Raw genomic sequence first — 18,821 nt, 5'->3', positions numbered from 1 at the left:
CGAGCGCCGAATAGTCGGGTGCGAAGCACCCCTGCCTATCGGGTATTGTTTACGTCGTTGCCAGCGAGCTCCGCCGAAAGCGGGTTCGAATGGCGGCAAACCCGGCGGTGTGCCCGAGCGGCCAAAGGGAGCAGACTGTAAATCTGCCGGCTCAGCCTTCCCAGGTTCGAATCCTGGCGCCGCCACACTGAGGAAGACCCTCTCCCCACCTGCGGAAACGCGGTGCGGAGGGGGTTTTCTCGTTGCAGCAGGGTCCCAGTTCGTCTTCTGCTCCGGATCCTCAGTTGCCGGCCACCGACTTCACCGACACCGACACCGGAGCGGACCCGCTGACCAGTTCCAGGGTCAGGCCGGCCGTCGCCGGGGTCTCCAGCAGTTCGGCCAGTACCGCGGCCACGTCGTCACGTGGGACCGCACCGCGGCCCGTGTGGGCCTCCAGGCGTACGAGGCCGGTGCCGGCGTCGTCCGTCAGCGAACCGGGGCGCAGGATCGTCGAGTCCAGGGCGTCCAGACCGCGGATGTACTTGTCCGCCTCGCCCTTGGCGCGCAGGTAGACGTCGAAGACCTCGTTGCCCTCGTGCTTCGCGTCCGCGCCGATGGACGACACGACCAGGAAGCGCCGTACGCCCGCCCGGACCGCGGCGTCCGCGAACAGGATCGCCGCACCCTTGTCCACGGTGTCCTTGCGTGCCGCCCCGCTCCCCGGGCCGGCGCCGGCCGCGAACACGGCTGCGTCCGCGCCCTGAAGGTGCGCCGCGACCTCCTCGACCGTGGCCGACTCCAGGTCCAGCAGGACGGGTTCGGCACCCGCCTCCCGCAGATCGTCGCCCTGTTCCGAGCGGCGGATGATGCCCGCCACCTCGTAACCGCGCGCGGTGAGCAGCCGCTCCAGCCGCAACGCGATCTGACCATGACCGCCAGCGATGACAATGCGCATGTTTCCGACCGTACGCCCGGACGGCCGCATGCGCCCCACGACCCGAGCTCCACCCCACGGCGCGCCCTCCGGAAGCGCATGCGCGGGCGCGTGCGCCAGGGCGCATACGCCCCCGTGTATATGCGCCCCCGAACGCGCTCCTGCACCACCGACGCGCCCCGCGCCCGCCCCGCTCACACCTCGCCCTGCCCCCTCACCCCTCACGACAACTCCTTCCGCCCCTGCCGAGGCAACCCCAGCTCCGCCGCAGCCGCCCCGGCCTCCCAGTTGCAGTACTCCCGTACGGAGCTCGTCCGCGCCACCACGCGCCCCCGGTGCACCACGATCCGGCTGTACGCCAGCGACAGCGCACCCGCGAGCTGATCCCCTCGCACCGCCAGCAGTTCGGCCGGAAAGCCCGCCTCCACGCGCACCTCGGGCAGGCCCAGGACGGCTCGGGCCGAGGCGCTCACCGCGTCGTAGGCGTCCTCGGGGCGCAGCCCGTAGCGGGAGGCCAGCAGGTAGGCGGCCTCCAGTGGGTCGCCTCTGCCCACCGGGTTGGACACGTCCCGCAGGGCGCCGCTGCCGGCGGCGACACGAACGCCGGCGGCGCGCAGCAGTCGTACGGGCGCCGTGTCGCGTCGGTCGACGCTGCCGCAGCCGCCCTGCGGCAGGCACACGACGGTCACTCCGGCCGCCGCCAACTGGTCGGCGGTGCGCGCGGCCACGTCGGCGGACAGCCGGCCGAGGCCGCCGCACGGGCCGATCGTCACGCCCGGGCGCAGCCCGCCGGCCATCGCGGCGAGGCGGGCGAGGCGCGCCGGGTCGGTGGCGTCGGTGTGCAGGTCCACAGGGCAGCCGTGTTCGGAGGCGAGCTCCAGGACCGTCTCGACGTAGCCCGTCGGATCGGGATCGAGATCAGGACAACCCCCCACCACAGAGGCCCCCATCTTCATCGCGTCCTGCATCACGGCGAGCCCGTCGGCCCCGGCCACCCCGGTCAGCACCCGCGGCACCGCGACCGCCGCCAGCGCGGCGAGCCCGCGCAGTGAGCGACGTGCCTGAAGGACGGCGGTCAGCGCGCCGAGCCCCTGAACGTCGCCCACGCGCACATGGGCCCGCAGTGCGGTCGCCCCGTGCCCGAGTTGCAGCAGGGCGGCCTCCGTGGCCCGGCGCTGGATGTCCTCGGGTTCGTACGAGACCGGACTGCCGTCGGCGGACAGCGCGGTGTCCGCGTGAGCGTGGGGTTCGGCCGGGGCCGGCAGAAGGAGATACCCGCCGAGGTCCACGCGCGCACAGCGGCCGCGGGTACTGCCCAGGCTGCCGGCCGTACCGACCGCCTCGATCCGCCCGCCGCCCACCCGGACGTCCACGGTCCGGCCGTCGGTGAGCCGCGCCCCGCACAGCAGCAGGGAGGCCGCGGCGTGCTGCCCCGGGGAGTCCGACGGGGACGACGAGGGGTCGGGCGGCTGCGGTTGGCTGTCGGGCATCGCGTTCCAGGGGCTCGGGGGCTCGGGGGCTCGGGGGGTCGGGGTTCGTGATGTGCGGCACGGGGTGCGTATGCGGCCAAGATCACGCAGAGTGAGTCGAGCCTAGGACGGCGGTCGGTCCCCGGCGGGGAGGAGCGTAAAAGTCGTACCGGTGTGGCCCGCCGAACCTGAGCAGCGCGGGAGAGGGCTCACGGGGTTGCTGAGAGATCCGTTTTCGGGGCGGGGCTGGGGCCGGGAAACGGATTTGGGTGAACGGCGGCCGAGCGTGTAATGTCTTCATCGCTCGCCCCAATAGCTCAGTCGGCAGAGCGTCTCCATGGTAAGGAGAAGGTCAACGGTTCGATTCCGTTTTGGGGCTCTGGTGTGAGGGGTTCCCGTCGCAAGACGGGGCCTGATCACATCACAGCGGTGTAGCTCAGTCGGTAGAGCAAGCGGCTCATAATCGCTGTGTCACCGGTTCAAGTCCGGTCACCGCTACTGACAGTAGCCGATTGCGGGGTCGGTCCTTCGATCGGCTACTCTTTCTTGCGTTGAACTAACCTACCCGTTCGTCAAGGAGCACTCACGTGGCTGCCACCGACGTCCGCCCGAAGATCACGCTGGCCTGCGTGGAGTGCAAGGAGCGGAACTACATCACCAAGAAGAACCGGCGTAACAACCCGGACCGTCTCGAGATGAAGAAGCACTGCCCGCGCTGCAACGCGCACACGGCGCACCGCGAGACGCGCTGACCAGGCTCGTACATCTCGAAGATTCAGATCTTTCAGATCTCTGTCACGAGGCCACCCCGCAGTTCGAGGGGGTGGCCTCGCGGCTTTTCGGTCACCCTTTCGGCCAGCGTGGCGTCGAGCGCAATCGGGCACAGCCCCCTTTTATACGGTTGACCGGGCACGGTGCCCGCAAGCGGACGCCGTAAGAAGGCCGTCGTCCACCGGTCAACCACAGCAGACACCAGGAGGTGCCGAGCCATGGCGCTCGACCAGTCCTTCGTGGGGCGGACCTACCCGCCCACCGACCCCTATGAGGTGGGCCGGGAGAAGATCCGTGAGTTCGCGGAGGCGGTGGGTGACGCCAACCCGGCCTACACGGACCCGGAGGCCGCCAAGGCCCTCGGTTACCCCGATGTGATCGCCCCGCCGACCTTTGTGTTCGCGATCAGCTTCAAGGCCGCGGGCCAGGTCGTCGCCGACCCGCAGCTCGGCCTGGACTACAGCCGGGTCGTGCACGGCGACCAGAAGTTCGCCTACAGCCGTCCGGTGCAGGCCGGTGACCGGCTGACGGTCACCTCGACCATCGAGTCGATCAAGTCCCTCGCGGGGAACGACGTCCTGGAGATCCGCGGCGAGGTGCACGACGAGGCCGGCGAGCACGTCGTCACCGCCTGGACCAAGCTGGTGGCCCGCGCGGCCGAGGAGGCGTGAGCAGATGACCGCCAAGATCGCGTACGCCGACGTTGAGGTCGGCACCGAACTGCCCGCGCAGAGCTTCCCCGTGACGCGCGCCACCCTCGTCCAGTACGCGGGGGCCTCCGGGGACTTCAACCCGATCCACTGGAACGAGAAGTTCGCCAAGGAGGTCGGACTGCCGGACGTCATCGCGCACGGCATGTTCACCATGGCCGAGGCGATCCGCGTGGTCACCGACTGGACCGGTGATCCGGGAGCGGTCGTCGAGTACGGTGTCCGCTTCACCAAGCCCGTCGTCGTCCCGAACGACGACAAGGGGGCCGTGATCGAGGTCTCCGGCAAGGTCGCGGCCAAGCTCGACGGCAGCACCGTACGGGTGGACCTGACGGCCACCAGTGACGGGCAGAAGGTGCTCGGGATGTCGCGGGCGGTCGTACGGCTGGCCTGAGCGGGGCGGCGAGGCGAGAGGCAGGGGCGCCGGGCTGTCAGTGCCGTCTCGTAGTCTTGAGCGCGTGCAGGAACTCCACGACGCCCCTCTCGCCCCGCTGACCACCCTCCGGCTGGGCGGCCCCGCGACCCGGCTGGTCACCGCGACGACGGACGCCGAAGTGATCGACGCCGTCCGCGAGGCCGACTCCGCCGGTACGCCGCTGCTGCTCATCGGCGGCGGTTCGAACCTGGTCATCTCGGACAAGGGGTTCGACGGCACCGCCCTGCGCATCGCCACGCGCGGCTTCGAACTCACCGGCACGCGGCTGGAGCTCGCCGCCGGCGAGGTGTGGACCGACGCCGTCACCCGCACGGTCGAGGCCGGACTCGCGGGCATCGAGTGCCTGGCCGGCATCCCCGGCTCGGCAGGCGCGACGCCGATCCAGAACGTCGGGGCGTACGGCCAGGAGGTCTCCTCGACGATCACCGAGGTCATCGCCTACGACCGCCAGGCGGGCGAGACGGTCGCCCTGGCCAACGCCGAGTGCGCCTTCTCCTACCGGCACAGCCGCTTCAAGGCCGACCCCGAGCGGTACGTCGTCCTGCGCGTCCGCTTCGAACTGGAGGACGCGGGCGGGCTGTCGGCGCCGCTGAAGTACGCCGAGACCGCACGCGCCCTGGGTGTCGAGCCCGGTGACCGCGTCCCGCTCGGCGACGCCCGCGAGGCCGTGCTGAAGCTGCGCGCCGGAAAGGGCATGGTCCTGGACCCCGAGGACCACGACACCTGGTCGGCCGGCTCCTTCTTCACCAACCCGATCCTGACCGACGCGGGGTTCGCCGCGTTCCACGCGCGCGTCCGGGAGCGGCTCGGCGACGGCGTCGAGCCGCCCGCTTACCCGGCGGGGGAGGGGCACACCAAGACCTCCGCGGCCTGGCTGATCGACAAGGCGGGCTTCACCAAGGGCTACGGCACGGGCCCGGCCCGTATCTCCACCAAGCACACCCTCGCCCTCACCAACCGCGGCGACGCGACCACGGAGGATCTGCTGGCGCTGGCCCGCGAGGTCGTCGCCGGAGTCCATGAGGCGTTCGGAATCACGCTGGTCAACGAACCGGTGACGGTCGGCGTCAGCCTCTAGAGGCCTCTGGAGGCGTTTCGTCCAGGCCGGTTCAGTACGGGATCGCGGGCTGAGCGCCGGCCCGCCGGCGCCTGCGGAACAAGCTCAGGCGGTCAGCCAGTCGTCCACGCCCGCCAGCAGCTTCGCCTGCACGTCCTCCGGTGCCGCCGAAGCCCGTACCGACTGGCGTGCCAGTTCCGCCAGCTCCGCGTCGGTGAAGCCGTGATGCTCCCGGGCGAGCTCGTACTGCGCCGCCAGACGGGAGCCGAAGAGCAGGGGATCGTCGGCGCCCAGCGCCATGGGCACGCCCGCCTCGAAAAGGGTGCGCAGCGGGACGTCCTCCGGCTTGTCGTACACGCCGAGCGCCACGTTCGACGCCGGACACACCTCACAGGTGACGCCCCGGTCGGCCAGACGCTTCAGGAGCCGTGGATCCTCGGCCGCCCGCACGCCGTGACCCACCCGGTTGGCGTGCAGGTCGTCCAGGCAGTCGCGAACCGAGGCCGGGCCCGTCAGTTCGCCACCGTGCGGAGCCGAGAGCAGACCGCCGTCCCGGGCGATGGCGAAGGCCCGGTCGAAGTCGCGTGCCATGCCCCGCCGTTCGTCGTTCGAGAGGCCGAAGCCGACCACGCCCCGGTCGGCATAGCGGACCGCCAGCCGGGCCAGCGTGCGGGCGTCCAGCGGGTGCTTCATACGGTTCGCGGCCACCAGGACCCGCATGCCGAGCCCGGTCTCCCGCACCGCCGTGTCCACCGCGTCCAGGATGATCTCCAGCGCGGGGATAAGACCACCCAGACGGGGGGCGTACGACGTCGGATCCACCTGGATCTCCAGCCAACCCGAGCCGTCCTTCAGATCCTCCTGAGCCGCCTCCCGCACCAGCCGCTGGATGTCCTCCGGCTCCCTGAGGCACGAGCGGGCCGCGTCGTACAACCGCTGGAAGCGGAACCAGCCCCGCTCGTCCGTCGCCCGCAGCTTCGGTGGCTCCCCGCTGACCAGGGCCTCGGTCAGCACGTCGGGCAGTCGCACCCCGTGCTTGTCGGCGAGTTCCAGCAGAGTGGCGGATCGCATCGACCCGGTGAAGTGCAGGTGCAGATGGGCCTTCGGGAGGGCGGAGACATCACGTACACGTTCCATCCCAGGATCCTGCCGTACGGCCCTGCCGTCCCGGTAGCGCTTTCCCCTCGAGTGGTCTTGCTCGCACGAAGAAACGGGCCGCCTCCCCACAGGGAAACGGCCCGCCACACACGCGTGAAGCCCGGAAACGTCAGTCGCGCGCCTCTGCCAGCAGCTTCTGGATCCGGCTCACGCCCTCGACGAGGTCCTCGTCACCCAGGGCGTACGACAGTCGCAGATAGCCCGGCGTGCCGAAGGCCTCGCCCGGCACCACCGCGACCTCGGCCTCCTCCAGGATCAGCGCGGCCAGCTCGACCGTGTCCTGCGGACGCTTGCCGCGGATCTCCTTGCCGAGCAGCGCCTTCACCGACGGGTAGGCGTAGAAGGCGCCCTCGGGCTCCGGGCACACCACGCCGTCGATCTCGTTCAGCATCCGCACGATGGTCCTGCGGCGCCGGTCGAAGGCCTCGCGCATCTTCGCCACGGCGTCCAGATCGCCGGAGACGGCGGCCAGCGCGGCCACCTGCGCCACGTTCGAGACGTTCGACGTGGCGTGCGACTGGAGGTTCGTCGCGGCCTTGACCACGTCCTTCGGGCCGATGATCCAGCCCACGCGCCAGCCCGTCATCGCGTACGTCTTCGCGACGCCGTTGACCACGATGCACTTGTCGCGCAGCTCCGGCAGGACCGCCGGCAGCGACGCCGAGGTCGCGTCGCCGTAGACCAGGTGCTCGTAGATCTCGTCGGTCAGCACCCACAGCCCGTGCTCGACGGCCCAGCGGCCGATCGCCTCGGTCTCGGCCTCGCTGTACACGGCGCCCGTCGGGTTCGACGGGGAGACGAACAGCACGACCTTGGTCTTCTCGGTGCGGGCCGCCTCCAGCTGCTCCACGCTGACGCGGTAGCCGGTCGTCTCGTCGGCGACGACCTCGACCGGGACACCGCCGGCCAGCCGGATCGACTCCGGGTACGTCGTCCAGTACGGCGCCGGGACGATGACCTCGTCACCCGGGTCGAGGATCGCGGCGAACGCCTCGTAGATGGCCTGCTTGCCGCCGTTGGTGACGAGGATCTGCGAGGCGTCGACCTCGTAGTCCGAGTCGCGCAGCGTCTTCACGGCGATCGCGGCCTTCAGCTCGGGCAGGCCGCCGGCCGGTGTGTAGCGGTGGTACTTGGGGTTCTTGCAGGCCTCGATCGCGGCCTCGACGATGTAGTCCGGGGTGGGGAAGTCGGGCTCGCCGGCGCCGAAGCCGATCACCGGACGCCCGGCGGCCTTCAGGGCCTTGGCCTTGGCGTCCACGGCGAGGGTGGCGGACTCGGAGATCGCGCCGATGCGGGCGGAGACCCGGCGCTCGGTGGGAGGGGTTGCAGCGCTCATGGACCTCATCGTTCCAGACCGGAAACGGGCCCGGCACACGGGTTTCACGGACTGAACGACAGGAGGTCAACACGTGAACAACAGTGCGGACAGGTGGGATGGCCTGGGCGATCTTCTGGAACCGGGCCGGGCCGGGGCGCCTGACCTTGGAGGATCCACCAGCGATCTCCGGCCGACCCCGCCGGAGATCTTCCGGCCGTCCACCACCCTTCTGCCACCCGTCTTCCATCCGCCAAGCCCCCTACGGGCACTTTCTGTTCGACGACCGGCTCAGGACCACGTACACTCTCACCTCGTTGGCCCACAGCAGCCCGCACACACCAGGTGCACACCGAGCACCCGGTCATATGCGGTACGTTGGTGGGCAGACAAAGGGTCGTAGCTCAATTGGTAGAGCACTGGTCTCCAAAACCAGCGGTTGGGGGTTCAAGTCCCTCCGGCCCTGCTACACACACCGCCAGGATGTGTGCGCAGGTACGTACAGCAATGCACCGCCGTGCGGCTCAGACCGGGCGCGGCACGGCCACGACCCGGGATCAGGTGAGGACGAATGACGGACGCCGTGGGCTCCCTCGACACGCCTGATGCTCAGGACGAGGCGCCGGAGTCCAAGAAGACCCGCAAGGGCGGCAAGCGCGCCAAGAAGGGCCCGCTGAAGCGCCTTGCCCTCTTCTACCGGCAGATCGTCGCGGAGCTTCGCAAGGTCGTCTGGCCCTCGCGCAACCAGCTGACGACGTACACGACCGTCGTGATCATCTTCGTCGTCATCATGATCGGCCTGGTGACCGTGATTGACTATGGGCTCGACCACGCCGCCAAGTACGTCTTCGGCTGAGCCAAGAGCGAAGGGCGCCGTCACCGGCGCCCCTTTCGCGCGTTCCACCCCCATGTATCCAGGAAGAAGCAGCCACCGTGTCTGACCCGAACGTGAACGACGCCATCGAGCCGGTCGAGTCCGTGGAAGACGAGCTCGACATCGTCGAGGGTGCGGACGAGGACCTGGATGAGGCTGAGGTTGCCGAGGCCGCCGCGGACGAGCCCGCGGAGGAAGCCGCCGTGCACGTCGAGGAGGAGCCCTCCGAGGAGGGCGAGGGGGAGCCCGAGTCCGAGCTCGACCCCGTGGAGAAGCTCCGCGAGGAACTGCGCACCCTGCCCGGCGAGTGGTACGTCATCCACACCTACGCCGGCTACGAGAACCGCGTGAAGACCAACCTGGAGCAGCGCGCCGTCTCGCTGAACGTCGAGGACTACATCTTCCAGGCCGAGGTGCCGCAGGAAGAGGTCGTCCAGATCAAGAACGGCGACCGCAAGACCATCCGCCAGAACAAGCTCCCCGGGTACGTCCTGGTGCGCATGGACCTGACGAACGAGTCCTGGGGCGTCGTCCGCAACACGCCGGGCGTCACCGGCTTCGTCGGCAACGCCTACGACCCGTACCCGCTGACCCTGGACGAGATCGTCAAGATGCTCGCCCCGGAGGCGGAGGAGAAGGCCGCCCGCGAGGCCGCCGAGGCCGAGGGCAAGCCGGCGCCGCAGCGCAAGGTCGAGGTCCAGGTGCTGGACTTCGAGGTCGGCGACTCGGTCACCGTCACCGACGGCCCGTTCGCCACGCTCCAGGCCACGATCAACGAGATCAACGCCGACTCCAAGAAGGTCAAGGGCCTGGTGGAGATCTTCGGCCGGGAGACCCCGGTCGAGCTCTCCTTCGACCAGATCCAGAAGAACTGACCTCTGTGCCGGCCATACCGCCCGGCGCGGAATGGCCGGCGGGCAACCCGGAACCCATGCGGCCTACCACCCCCACCCAGGCCCGTGCGTTCCGGGTTGTGTGTCTGCTGTTCGCGCTGGTCTTCGGTGCGGTGACCGTGTTCGTGATGCTTCCCATGAGCCGACTGGTCGCCGACCTGGCGGCGAACGGGACGCAGGGCGTCGGCACGCTTCGCACCGGTTCGGGCTCGTGCAGGCTGGGCAACTGCGGGGTGGAGTTCCAGGCGGGCGGGGAGCGGGTCGTGGCCTCGCTGCCGGTCGGTACGAGTGCCAAGCGCTGGCTCGACGGCGAGCGCGTGGACATCGTCTACCGTGCCGACGATCCGCAGCGTGTCGCGCTCGCCCGCCAGGTGAGTGTCCGCGGGACTCGCTACCAGGCCGGCTTCACCGGCCTCCTGGCGTTGACCTCGCTGTCCGGCGCCGTCGCCTGGACGGTCAAACTGCGTCGCGCGAGGGCCGCCGAACCCCGTGTGACCTGATCGATTTCAGAACCTGCACACCGACCCGTTATCGTTGTGCGGTATGCCTCCATCCGGATGATCCGGACCGGACGGCTGAAAAACTCTCACTAAGGACCCGGAGAGAGCATGCCTCCCAAGAAGAAGAAGGTCACGGGGCTCATCAAGCTCCAGATCCAGGCCGGTGCCGCCAACCCGGCTCCGCCGGTCGGCCCCGCGCTGGGTCAGCACGGCGTCAACATCATGGAGTTCTGCAAGGCCTACAACGCCGCGACCGAGTCGCAGCGTGGCTGGGTCATCCCGGTGGAGATCACGGTCTACGAGGACCGTTCCTTCACCTTCGTGACCAAGACCCCGCCGGCCGCCAAGATGATCCTCAAGGCCGCGGGTGTGGAGAAGGGCTCCGGCGAGCCGCACAAGACCAAGGTCGCGAAGATCACCCGCGACCAGGTCCGCGAGATCGCCACCACCAAGATGCCCGACCTCAACGCCAACGACCTGGACGCCGCCGAGAAGATCATCGCCGGCACCGCCCGTTCCATGGGCGTCACGGTCGAGGGCTGAGCCCCAACCTCCCCGAAGCAGAAGTGGCAGGGCCTGCTCGGCCCGGACCACGACTCCTAAGAACCCCCAGGAGCAGTAGTGAGCAAGCGCAGCAAGTCTCTCCGCGCTGCGGACGCCAAGGTCGACCGGGAAAAGCTGTACGCCCCGCTCGAGGCCGTCCGTCTCGCCAAGGAGACCTCCACGACCAAGTTCGACGGCACCGTCGAGGTCGCCTTCCGTCTGGGTGTCGACCCGCGCAAGGCCGACCAGATGGTCCGTGGCACCGTGAACCTCCCGCACGGCACCGGTAAGACCGCCCGGGTCCTGGTCTTCGCGACCGGTGACCGTGCCGAGGCCGCTCGTGCCGCGGGCGCCGACATCGTCGGCGCCGACGAGCTGATCGACGAGGTGTCGAAGGGCCGTCTGGACTTCGACGCCGTCGTCGCCACCCCGGACCTCATGGGCAAGGTCGGCCGCCTCGGCCGCGTCCTCGGCCCGCGTGGTCTGATGCCGAACCCGAAGACCGGCACCGTCACCCCCGACGTGGCCAAGGCCGTCACCGAGATCAAGGGCGGCAAGATCGAGTTCCGCGTCGACAAGCACTCGAACCTGCACTTCATCATCGGCAAGGCGTCGTTCGACGACACCAAGCTGGTGGAGAACTACGGCGCCGCGCTGGAGGAGATCCTCCGTCTGAAGCCGTCCGCCGCCAAGGGTCGCTACATCAAGAAGGCCGCCATCACCACCACGATGGGCCCCGGCATCCCGGTCGACCCGAACCGCACCCGCAACCTTCTCGTCGAGGAGGACCCGGCTGCGGTCTGAGCCCCCTCAGGCTCACCCCAACCGGTCACGGGCCCCGTACCTTCCGAGGTGCGGGGCCCGTTCCCTTTCCGCTGCCGGGTACGACTGTCAGTGCCCTGGGTTAGCGTTCTTGCACGGGACTCGCATCTCGCACAGGGGGGACGAATGACGAGCACCAGCCTGCGCACCGGCGTGCGCCGCGTGGCTCTCGCGATCGCAGCGGCGACCGCGCTGACCGGCTTGGCTGCCTGCACCTCCACGGACCCCTCCGGCCGCCCGCCCGGACGACAGCCCGACCCGCGACAGCGCGACCGGCGCCGCCCAGGCCCGCCCGACGGCCGAGCTGCGCTCCGCCGAGCGGTCCACCGACCGGGTCGGCTCCGCCCGCGTCGAGTCCACCACGACCATGGGCACGATGATGTCCATGACCGCCGACGGTGTCCTCGGCTGGGGCGACGACCTCACCGGCACCCTGACGATCACCTACACCGGCGGCACGATGGCCGACACGATGCGCCGCCTCGGCAGCACGTCGATGGAGGCCCGCTATCTGCCCGACGCCTACTACGCCCGCATGGGTGACGAGTTCGCCGCGCAGGCGGGCGGCAGGCACTGGCTGAAGTACGCGTACGACGACCTGGAGCAGCTGGCCGGCAGCTCCGGCGCGTACCTCGAGAAGCAGCTGCGGCAGAGCACCCCCGACGAATCGGTACGGCTCCTGCTGGAATCGGACGACGTGCGCAGGGTCGGCGAGGAACGGATACGTGGCGAGCGCACCACGCACTACTCCGGCACGGTCGACGTCGGCGACGCCGGTGTCACCACGCAGACCGTCGACATATGGGTCAACGACCGGGACCTGCTGGTCAAGAAGGTCGAGAAGGGCCGCACGACGAGCGGCGAGCTCACCCAGACCGCCTACTACAGCGACTACGGCGCCGCGGCCATCGCCGAGGAACCCCCGGCCGCCGACACCCAGGACGTCAAGGACCTGTTGAAGCCCGGGTGAGCCCTCCTGTGGCCCAGGGAATTCGGGGAACCCTCCGAGGCCCCTGGGATAGGCTCCAGCCCTGTTGTGAATCGGCCATGTGTTCCTTGGGGGGAATCGATGGGTCTTTCTGTACGTACGCGGGGCGGGGTGGCGGGAGCCGGGCTCGCGGCACTGGTCCTCGGCGGTGCGGTCGGCTGCGGTACCGAGCAGGCGCCGGCCATGACGCCCGCCGCGGCTGTCGCCAGGGCGGCGGAGAAGACGGAGGACATCACCTCCCTCCGCTACCGGATGAAGGGCGAGGTCCCCGGCGACGGCCGGGTCGAGGCCGAGGCGGCGATGAGCATGAAGCCGCAGGCCATGAGCATGAAGATCACCATGCCCGACGATCCGGAGATGACCGGCCCGGTGGAGATGCGGCTGGTCGGCAAGGCGCTGTACCTCGGCGGCGAGTCGATGGCCGAGGAGATGGACGGCAAGAGCTGGATGAAGATCGACGCCTCTGAGCTGGGCGGCGCCGAGCAGGGCTTCGGCGCCGGGGCGAGCGGCCTCGACCAGGCCGACAGGAACCCGGCTGCCGAGTCCGCCTTCCTCACCGGCTCCGACGACGTCGAGGAGGTCGGCACCGAGACGGTCGACGGCGTGGAGACCACCCACTACAAGGGCACGATCACCCTCGACGAGATGCGGGACAGCCTCAAGGACGAGGACAAGAAGACCCGCGAGCTGCGCGAGAAGAGCCTCGAGCAGTACGAGGACATGGGCGTCGACGAGCTGACCATGGACATGTGGGTCGACGGCGACGACCACACCAAGCAGTTCCGTATGCAGGGCGACGCCGACAAGGGCAGGCTCGACATGACGGTGACGTTCCTCGACTACAACGAGCCGGTGACCGTCCAGGCCCCGCCCGCCAAGGAGACGCTCGACCTCGCCGAGATGATGAAGGAACTCGGGGAGAGCTGACCAGCCCCGGAGCCGAGCACCGTCGTACGACCGGATTTGCTTGACAGCGATCCGGTCCCGTACTCTTCTGCAGAAGCCAAAGACCGCTGGTCGTTGCCGCGTGCTCGTACGAGGGCGCGGTGGCCGAAGGATCCGCTGAACTGCGGACGACCCGCGTAGGTGACAGTGGAAGTGCTCCCGGACCGGTTCCGCCCGTACGGAATCCGTCTGGTCGAGCTACGCCCCGTGCGCCTGCGCCGGGGCGTTTCGTTTTCCCCAGTCCTCCTTCGGGTCCGCGCGGTCCGAATCACCCGGAAGGAGGCCGAGGCTCTATGGCGAGGCCCGACAAGGCTGCCGCGGTTGCCGAGCTGACGGACAAGTTCCGCAGCTCCAACGCCGCCGTGCTGACCGAGTACCGCGGTCTCACCGTGGCTCAGCTCAAGCAGCTGCGCCGTTCGCTCGGTGAGAACGCCCAGTACGCCGTGGTGAAGAACACGCTGACCAAGATTGCGGCCAACGAGGCCGGGATCACGACGCTGGACGACCAGTTCGCTGGTCCGACGGCTGTCGCCTTCATCACCGGCGACCCGGTGGAGTCGGCGAAGGGTCTTCGTGACTTCGCCAAGGACAACCCGAATCTCGTCATCAAGGGCGGTGTCCTTGAAGGCAAGGCGCTGTCCGCCGACGACATCAAGAAGCTTGCGGACCTCGAGTCCCGCGAGGTTCTGCTCTCCAAGCTGGCCGGTGCCTTCAAGGCGAAGCAGTCCCAGGCTGCCTCCGTCTTCCAGGCGCTGCCGTCGAAGCTCGTCCGCACCGTGGACGCGCTGCGCGCCAAGCAGGACGAGCAGGGCGGTGCCGAGTAACTCGGCTCGCATCCCGGCCACCGCTGCCTGAACGCGGAGGCCGTCGCGGGCCAGACGTACGCCCGCCTCACATGTACATCCGGCACCTGCCGAATTAGTGGAAGGACCGCCATCATGGCGAAGCTCAGCCAGGAAGACCTGCTCGCGCAGTTCGAGGAGATGACCCTCATCGAGCTCTCCGAGTTCGTGAAGGCGTTCGAGGAGAAGTTCGACGTCACCGCCGCCGCGGCCGCCCCGGTCGTCGTCGCCGGTGGTGCCGGTGCCGCCGCCGGCGCCGAGGCCCCGGAGGAGAAGGACGAGTTCGACGTCATCCTCACCGGCGCCGGTGACAAGAAGATCCAGGTCATCAAGGTCGTGCGCGAGCTGACCTCCCTCGGCCTGAAGGAGGCCAAGGACCTGGTGGACGGCGCCCCGAAGCCCGTCCTGGAGAAGGTTGCCAAGGACGCCGCCGACAAGGCCAAGGAGTCCCTCGAGGGCGCCGGCGCCTCCGTCGAGGTCAAGTAAGACCTTTCGGAGTACCTCCGCACCTCTCAGCGCGCCGAGTGCGGCCCAGTAGGGCTGTAACGCGAACGCACCGAAGAGCGATCATCCATCCGGGTGGTCGCTCTTCGGCGTTCAGGGGGCTTGGGTGGCGGCTACCTTGCACGCCCGGACGGGAGGGGTAAGGTGATCTTCGTCCTGCCTCCGAGCGCGCACGTGACGAGCGCAGCACCCGGTTTGAGCCAGGGGGGCCTTGACGAACTGCACGCAGCGCGCAATTCTCAGGACGCGTCGTCACAAGGATCCGAATCCGAGGCATGGATCGACGACGAAGAGGGCAGTATCAACGTGCGTTGAGGGTGTCGCCTTGTCGCAGGGGTTGAGAACAACGAGGGCAACGAGGGTTCCGAAAACCCGCGCTGGACATCAGTGTGCCGAGTGGCTACACTGACCCTTTGCGCTGCCTGTTAGCTGTCCCCTGCCCGTCACCAGGGGCATGCCCTCGCTTGAGCACCGACGACCGGACCGTCCCTGACCTGGCCATTTGGTCAATCAAGGGAACCTGTCTCTGTGTATCGGTGAGGGGCCGGTACGCGCGTAGTGAGTCCGAGCCCTCGGAAGGACCCCCTCTTGGCCGCCTCGCGCACTGCCTCGACCGCGAATACGAACAACGGCGCCAGCACCGCCCCGCTGCGCATTTCCTTTGCAAAGATCAAGGAGCCTCTCGAGGTTCCCAACCTGCTCGCGCTGCAGACCGAGAGCTTTGACTGGCTGCTCGGGAACACCGCCTGGCAGAGTCGGGTCGAGGAGGCTCTGGAGTCCGGTCAGGACGTCCCCACCAAGTCCGGGCTCGAGGAGATCTTCGAGGAGATCTCCCCGATCGAGGACTTCAGCGGGTCGATGTCGCTGACCTTCCGCGACCACCGCTTCGAGCCGCCGAAGAACTCGATCGACGAGTGCAAGGAGCGTGACTTCACCTACGCGGCTCCGCTCTTCGTCACCGCCGAGTTCACCAACAACGAGACCGGCGAGATCAAGTCCCAGACGGTCTTCATGGGCGACTTCCCGCTCATGACGAACAAGGGCACCTTCGTCATCAACGGCACCGAGCGTGTCGTGGTGTCGCAGCTGGTCCGTTCGCCCGGTGTCTACTTCGACTCCAGCATCGACAAGACGTCCGACAAGGACATCTTCTCCGCCAAGATCATCCCGTCCCGGGGTGCCTGGCTGGAGATGGAGATCGACAAGCGCGACATGGTCGGTGTGCGCATCGACCGTAAGCGCAAGCAGTCCGTCACCGTCCTGCTCAAGGCGCTCGGCTGGACGACCGAGCAGATCCTCGAGGAGTTCGGCGAGTACGAGTCCATGCGCGCCACCCTGGAGAAGGACCACACCCAGGGCCAGGACGACGCGCTGCTCGACATCTACCGCAAGCTGCGCCCGGGCGAGCCCCCCACGCGTGAGGCCGCGCAGACGCTGCTCGAGAACCTCTACTTCAACCCCAAGCGCTACGACCTCGCCAAGGTCGGCCGCTACAAGGTCAACAAGAAGCTGGGTGCGGACGCTCCGCTGGACGCGGGCGTCCTGACCGTCGAGGACATCATCGCGACGATCAAGTACCTGGTGCAGCTGCACGCCGGTGAGACCGAGACGGTCGGCGCCAGCGGCTCGACGATCGTCGTCGAGACCGACGACATCGACCACTTCGGCAACCGTCGTCTGCGTAACGTCGGCGAGCTCATCCAGAACCAGGTCCGTACGGGTCTGGCGCGTATGGAGCGCGTCGTGCGGGAGCGCATGACCACGCAGGACGTCGAGGCGATCACGCCGCAGACCCTGATCAACATCCGGCCGGTCGTCGCCTCCATCAAGGAGTTCTTCGGCACCAGCCAGCTGTCGCAGTTCATGGACCAGAACAACCCGCTGTCCGGACTGACGCACAAGCGTCGTCTGTCCGCGCTCGGCCCGGGTGGTCTGTCCCGTGAGCGGGCCGGCTTCGAGGTCCGTGACGTGCACCCCTCGCACTACGGCCGCATGTGCCCGATCGAGACCCCTGAAGGCCCGAACATCGGTCTGATCGGCTCGCTCGCCACCTACGGCCGGGTCAACGCGTTCGGTTTCGTCGAGACCCCGTACCGCAAGGTCGTCGACGGCCAGGTCACCGACGAGGTGAACTACCTGACCGCCGACGAGGAGGACCGCTTCGTCATCGCCCAGGCCAACGCGCCGCTCACCGACGAGCTCCGGTTCGCCGAGGCCCGCGTGCTGGTCCGCCGCCGTGGCGGCGAGGTCGACTACGTCGCTCCCGAGGACGTGGACTACATGGACGTCTCGCCGCGCCAGATGGTGTCGGTCGCGACCGCCATGATCCCGTTCCTCGAGCACGACGACGCCAACCGTGCCCTCATGGGCGCGAACATGATGCGTCAGGCCGTGCCCCTGATTAAGTCCGAGTCCCCGCTCGTCGGCACCGGCATGGAGTACCGCTCCGCGGTCGACGCCGGCGACGTCGTCAAGGCCGAGAAGGCCGGTGTGGTCCAGGAGGTCTCCGCGGACTACATCACCACCGCCAACGACGACGGCACGTACATCACGTACCGCCTGGCCAAGTTCGCCCGCTCCAACCAGGGCACCTCGGTCAACCAGAAGGTCATCGTCAACGAGGGCGACCGAGTCATCGAGGGCCAGGTCCTCGCCGACGGTCCGGCCACCCAGAACGGCGAGATGGCCCTCGGCAAGAACCTGCTGGTCGCGTTCATGCCGTGGGAGGGTCACAACTACGAGGACGCGATCATCCTGTCGCAGCGCCTCGTGCAGGACGACGTCCTCTCCTCGATCCACATCGAGGAGCACGAGGTCGACGCCCGTGACACCAAGCTCGGCCCGGAGGAGATCACCCGGGACATCCCGAACGTCTCCGAGGAGGTCCTCGCCGACCTCGACGAGCGCGGCATCATCCGCATCGGTGCCGAGGTCATCGCCGGTGACATCCTCGTCGGCAAGGTGACCCCGAAGGGTGAGACCGAGCTGACGCCCGAGGAGCGCCTGCTGCGCGCGATCTTCGGTGAGAAGGCCCGTGAGGTCCGTGACACCTCGCTGAAGGTGCCGCACGGCGAGACCGGCAAGGTCATCGGCGTGCGTGTCTTCGACCGCGAGGAGGGCGACGAGCTTCCCCCCGGTGTGAACCAGCTGGTGCGCGTGTACGTCGCGCAGAAGCGCAAGATCACCGACGGTGACAAGCTCGCCGGCCGCCACGGCAACAAGGGCGTCATCTCGAAGATCCTGCCGATCGAGGACATGCCGTTCCTGGAGGACGGCACCCCGGTCGACATCATCCTCAACCCGCTGGGTGTCCCGTCCCGAATGAACCCGGGACAGGTCCTGGAGATCCACCTCGGCTGGCTCGCCAGCCGCGGCTGGGACGTCTCCGGCCTCGCCGACGAGTGGGCCCAGCGCCTGCAGGTCATCGGCGCCGACAGCGTCGAGCCCGGCACCAACGTCGCCACCCCGGTCTTCGACGGTGCGCGTGAGGACGAGCTCGCGGGTCTGCTGCAGCACACCATCCCGAACCGTGACGGCGAGCGCATGGTGCTCCCGTCCGGCAAGGCGCGGCTGTTCGACGGCCGTAGCGGTGAGCCGTTCCCGGACCCGATCTCGGTCGGCTACATGTACATCCTGAAGCTGCACCACCTGGTCGACGACAAGCTGCACGCCCGTTCGACCGGTCCGTACTCGATGATCACCCAGCAGCCGCTGGGTGGTAAGGCCCAGTTCGGTGGCCAGCGGTTCGGCGAGATGGAGGTGTGGGCACTCGAGGCGTACGGCGCCGCCTACGCCCTCCAGGAGCTGCTGACCATCAAGTCCGACGACGTGACCGGTCGCGTGAAGGTCTACGAGGCCATCGTCAAGGGCGAGAACATCCCCGAGCCCGGCATCCCCGAGTCCTTCAAGGTGCTCATCAAGGAGATGCAGTCTCTCTGCCTGAACGTGGAGGTGCTGTCCAGCGACGGTATGTCCATCGAGATGCGAGACACCGACGAGGACGTCTTCCGCGCTGCGGAGGAGCTCGGCATCGACCTGTCCCGGCGTGAGCCGAGCAGCGTCGAAGAGGTCTGACGGG

At 68.6% G+C, this 18,821-nt stretch carries 17 protein-coding genes, 4 tRNA genes and 1 pseudogene; 18 read left to right on the top strand and 4 right to left on the bottom strand.

Going from position 1 to position 18,821, the window contains the following annotated elements:
• Nucleotides 1-103 precede the first annotated feature (103 nt).
• Nucleotides 104-185 (top strand) — tRNA-Tyr (locus StrepF001_RS18215).
• Between the two features lie 95 nt (nucleotides 186-280).
• Here StrepF001_RS18215 and StrepF001_RS18210 read toward each other — a convergent pair.
• Nucleotides 281-937 (bottom strand): SDR family oxidoreductase, encoded by a 657-nt coding sequence (locus StrepF001_RS18210; protein ID WP_129799304.1) that lies wholly within the window; start codon nucleotides 935-937, stop codon nucleotides 281-283.
• Between the two features lie 200 nt (nucleotides 938-1,137).
• Nucleotides 1,138-2,406 (bottom strand): amidohydrolase family protein, encoded by a 1,269-nt coding sequence (locus StrepF001_RS18205; RefSeq protein WP_129799303.1) that lies wholly within the window; start codon nucleotides 2,404-2,406, stop codon nucleotides 1,138-1,140.
• Nucleotides 2,407-2,691: 285 nt separating this feature from the next.
• On the opposite strand from StrepF001_RS18205, the gene StrepF001_RS18200 reads away from it, so the two are divergent.
• From StrepF001_RS18200 to StrepF001_RS18175, 6 genes are all read left to right on the top strand, one after another.
• Nucleotides 2,692-2,764 (top strand) — tRNA-Thr (locus StrepF001_RS18200).
• Between the two features lie 46 nt (nucleotides 2,765-2,810).
• Nucleotides 2,811-2,883 (top strand) — tRNA-Met (locus tag StrepF001_RS18195).
• Between the two features lie 89 nt (nucleotides 2,884-2,972).
• Nucleotides 2,973-3,137, top strand: a complete 165-nt coding sequence (gene rpmG / locus StrepF001_RS18190; RefSeq protein WP_003948671.1) for a 50S ribosomal protein L33 — start codon at nucleotides 2,973-2,975, stop codon at nucleotides 3,135-3,137.
• 237 nt (nucleotides 3,138-3,374) lie between these two features.
• Nucleotides 3,375-3,827: a MaoC family dehydratase N-terminal domain-containing protein gene (locus StrepF001_RS18185; protein ID WP_129799302.1), complete on the top strand. Its 453-nt coding sequence runs from the start codon at nucleotides 3,375-3,377 to the stop codon at nucleotides 3,825-3,827.
• 4 nt (nucleotides 3,828-3,831) lie between these two features.
• Nucleotides 3,832-4,260: a MaoC family dehydratase gene (locus StrepF001_RS18180; RefSeq protein WP_129799301.1), complete on the top strand. Its 429-nt coding sequence runs from the start codon at nucleotides 3,832-3,834 to the stop codon at nucleotides 4,258-4,260.
• A 64-nt stretch (nucleotides 4,261-4,324) separates the two neighbouring features.
• Nucleotides 4,325-5,380 (top strand): UDP-N-acetylmuramate dehydrogenase, encoded by a 1,056-nt coding sequence (locus StrepF001_RS18175; protein WP_129799300.1) that lies wholly within the window; start codon nucleotides 4,325-4,327, stop codon nucleotides 5,378-5,380.
• Between the two features lie 84 nt (nucleotides 5,381-5,464).
• Here the strand turns inward: StrepF001_RS18175 and StrepF001_RS18170 are convergent, their stop codons facing one another.
• Nucleotides 5,465-6,496, bottom strand: coding sequence for an adenosine deaminase (locus StrepF001_RS18170; protein ID WP_129799299.1), 1,032 nt, complete (start codon nucleotides 6,494-6,496; stop codon nucleotides 5,465-5,467).
• Between the two features lie 130 nt (nucleotides 6,497-6,626).
• Nucleotides 6,627-7,853, bottom strand: coding sequence for a pyridoxal phosphate-dependent aminotransferase (locus tag StrepF001_RS18165; protein WP_129799298.1), 1,227 nt, complete (start codon nucleotides 7,851-7,853; stop codon nucleotides 6,627-6,629).
• A 372-nt stretch (nucleotides 7,854-8,225) separates the two neighbouring features.
• Here StrepF001_RS18165 and StrepF001_RS18160 point away from each other — a divergent pair.
• From StrepF001_RS18160 to rpoB, 11 genes and pseudogenes are all read left to right on the top strand, one after another.
• Nucleotides 8,226-8,298, top strand: a tRNA-Trp gene (locus StrepF001_RS18160).
• 105 nt (nucleotides 8,299-8,403) lie between these two features.
• Nucleotides 8,404-8,688 (top strand): preprotein translocase subunit SecE, encoded by a 285-nt coding sequence (gene secE, locus StrepF001_RS18155; protein ID WP_129799297.1) that lies wholly within the window; start codon nucleotides 8,404-8,406, stop codon nucleotides 8,686-8,688.
• 77 nt (nucleotides 8,689-8,765) lie between these two features.
• Nucleotides 8,766-9,581, top strand: a complete 816-nt coding sequence (gene nusG / locus StrepF001_RS18150; RefSeq protein ID WP_129799296.1) for a transcription termination/antitermination protein NusG — start codon at nucleotides 8,766-8,768, stop codon at nucleotides 9,579-9,581.
• Nucleotides 9,582-9,637: 56 nt separating this feature from the next.
• Complete coding sequence (locus StrepF001_RS18145; protein WP_129799295.1) at nucleotides 9,638-10,099, top strand: hypothetical protein; 462 nt, start codon at nucleotides 9,638-9,640, stop codon at nucleotides 10,097-10,099.
• Nucleotides 10,100-10,207: 108 nt separating this feature from the next.
• A complete protein-coding gene (gene rplK, locus StrepF001_RS18140) occupies nucleotides 10,208-10,642 on the top strand; it encodes a 50S ribosomal protein L11 (protein ID WP_004927359.1) in 435 nt (144 codons plus the stop codon).
• Between the two features lie 78 nt (nucleotides 10,643-10,720).
• Entirely contained in the window at nucleotides 10,721-11,446 is a 726-nt protein-coding gene (gene rplA, locus StrepF001_RS18135) for a 50S ribosomal protein L1 (RefSeq protein WP_129799294.1), read from the top strand.
• 144 nt (nucleotides 11,447-11,590) lie between these two features.
• A pseudogene (locus StrepF001_RS18130) lies at nucleotides 11,591-12,434 on the top strand (hypothetical protein).
• 99 nt (nucleotides 12,435-12,533) lie between these two features.
• Nucleotides 12,534-13,379 carry a DUF1396 domain-containing protein gene (locus StrepF001_RS18125; protein WP_129799293.1) on the top strand — a complete coding sequence of 282 codons (846 nt, stop codon included), beginning with the start codon at nucleotides 12,534-12,536 and terminating at the stop codon, nucleotides 13,377-13,379.
• A 311-nt stretch (nucleotides 13,380-13,690) separates the two neighbouring features.
• Entirely contained in the window at nucleotides 13,691-14,221 is a 531-nt protein-coding gene (rplJ, locus tag StrepF001_RS18120; protein WP_129799292.1) for a 50S ribosomal protein L10, read from the top strand.
• 114 nt (nucleotides 14,222-14,335) lie between these two features.
• The gene (gene rplL, locus StrepF001_RS18115) at nucleotides 14,336-14,725 is read left to right on the top strand and encodes a 50S ribosomal protein L7/L12 (RefSeq protein WP_129799291.1); all 390 of its coding nucleotides are present in this window, start codon (nucleotides 14,336-14,338) and stop codon (nucleotides 14,723-14,725) included.
• A gap of 606 nt (nucleotides 14,726-15,331) precedes the next feature.
• Nucleotides 15,332-18,817, top strand: coding sequence for a DNA-directed RNA polymerase subunit beta (gene rpoB, locus StrepF001_RS18105; RefSeq protein ID WP_129799290.1), 3,486 nt, complete (start codon nucleotides 15,332-15,334; stop codon nucleotides 18,815-18,817).
• Nucleotides 18,818-18,821: the final 4 nt, after the last annotated feature.

The organism is Streptomyces sp. F001 (assembly GCF_004187715.1).
In the GTDB taxonomy this organism is placed as follows: domain Bacteria; phylum Actinomycetota; class Actinomycetes; order Streptomycetales; family Streptomycetaceae; genus Streptomyces; species Streptomyces flavusporus.
Note: the sequence above shows the minus strand (reverse complement) of the source record. Positions and strands in the feature narration are given on the sequence as shown.

Excerpts from the sequence above, each read along its gene's own strand:
- StrepF001_RS18210 (WP_129799304.1), bottom strand. The coding sequence starts at position 937 with ATGCGCATTGTCATCGCTGGCGGTCATGGTCAGATCGCGTTGCGGCTG.
- StrepF001_RS18205 (WP_129799303.1), bottom strand. The coding sequence starts at position 2,406 with ATGCCCGACAGCCAACCGCAGCCGCCCGACCCCTCGTCGTCCCCGTCG.
- StrepF001_RS18185 (WP_129799302.1), top strand. The coding sequence starts at position 3,375 with ATGGCGCTCGACCAGTCCTTCGTGGGGCGGACCTACCCGCCCACCGAC.
- StrepF001_RS18180 (WP_129799301.1), top strand. The coding sequence starts at position 3,832 with ATGACCGCCAAGATCGCGTACGCCGACGTTGAGGTCGGCACCGAACTG.
- StrepF001_RS18170 (WP_129799299.1), bottom strand. The coding sequence starts at position 6,496 with ATGGAACGTGTACGTGATGTCTCCGCCCTCCCGAAGGCCCATCTGCAC.
- StrepF001_RS18165 (WP_129799298.1), bottom strand. The coding sequence starts at position 7,853 with ATGAGCGCTGCAACCCCTCCCACCGAGCGCCGGGTCTCCGCCCGCATC.
- secE (WP_129799297.1), top strand. The coding sequence starts at position 8,404 with ATGACGGACGCCGTGGGCTCCCTCGACACGCCTGATGCTCAGGACGAG.
- StrepF001_RS18145 (WP_129799295.1), top strand. The coding sequence starts at position 9,638 with ATGCGGCCTACCACCCCCACCCAGGCCCGTGCGTTCCGGGTTGTGTGT.
- rplK (WP_004927359.1), top strand. The coding sequence starts at position 10,208 with ATGCCTCCCAAGAAGAAGAAGGTCACGGGGCTCATCAAGCTCCAGATC.
- StrepF001_RS18125 (WP_129799293.1), top strand. The coding sequence starts at position 12,534 with ATGGGTCTTTCTGTACGTACGCGGGGCGGGGTGGCGGGAGCCGGGCTC.
- rplJ (WP_129799292.1), top strand. The coding sequence starts at position 13,691 with ATGGCGAGGCCCGACAAGGCTGCCGCGGTTGCCGAGCTGACGGACAAG.
- rplL (WP_129799291.1), top strand. The coding sequence starts at position 14,336 with ATGGCGAAGCTCAGCCAGGAAGACCTGCTCGCGCAGTTCGAGGAGATG.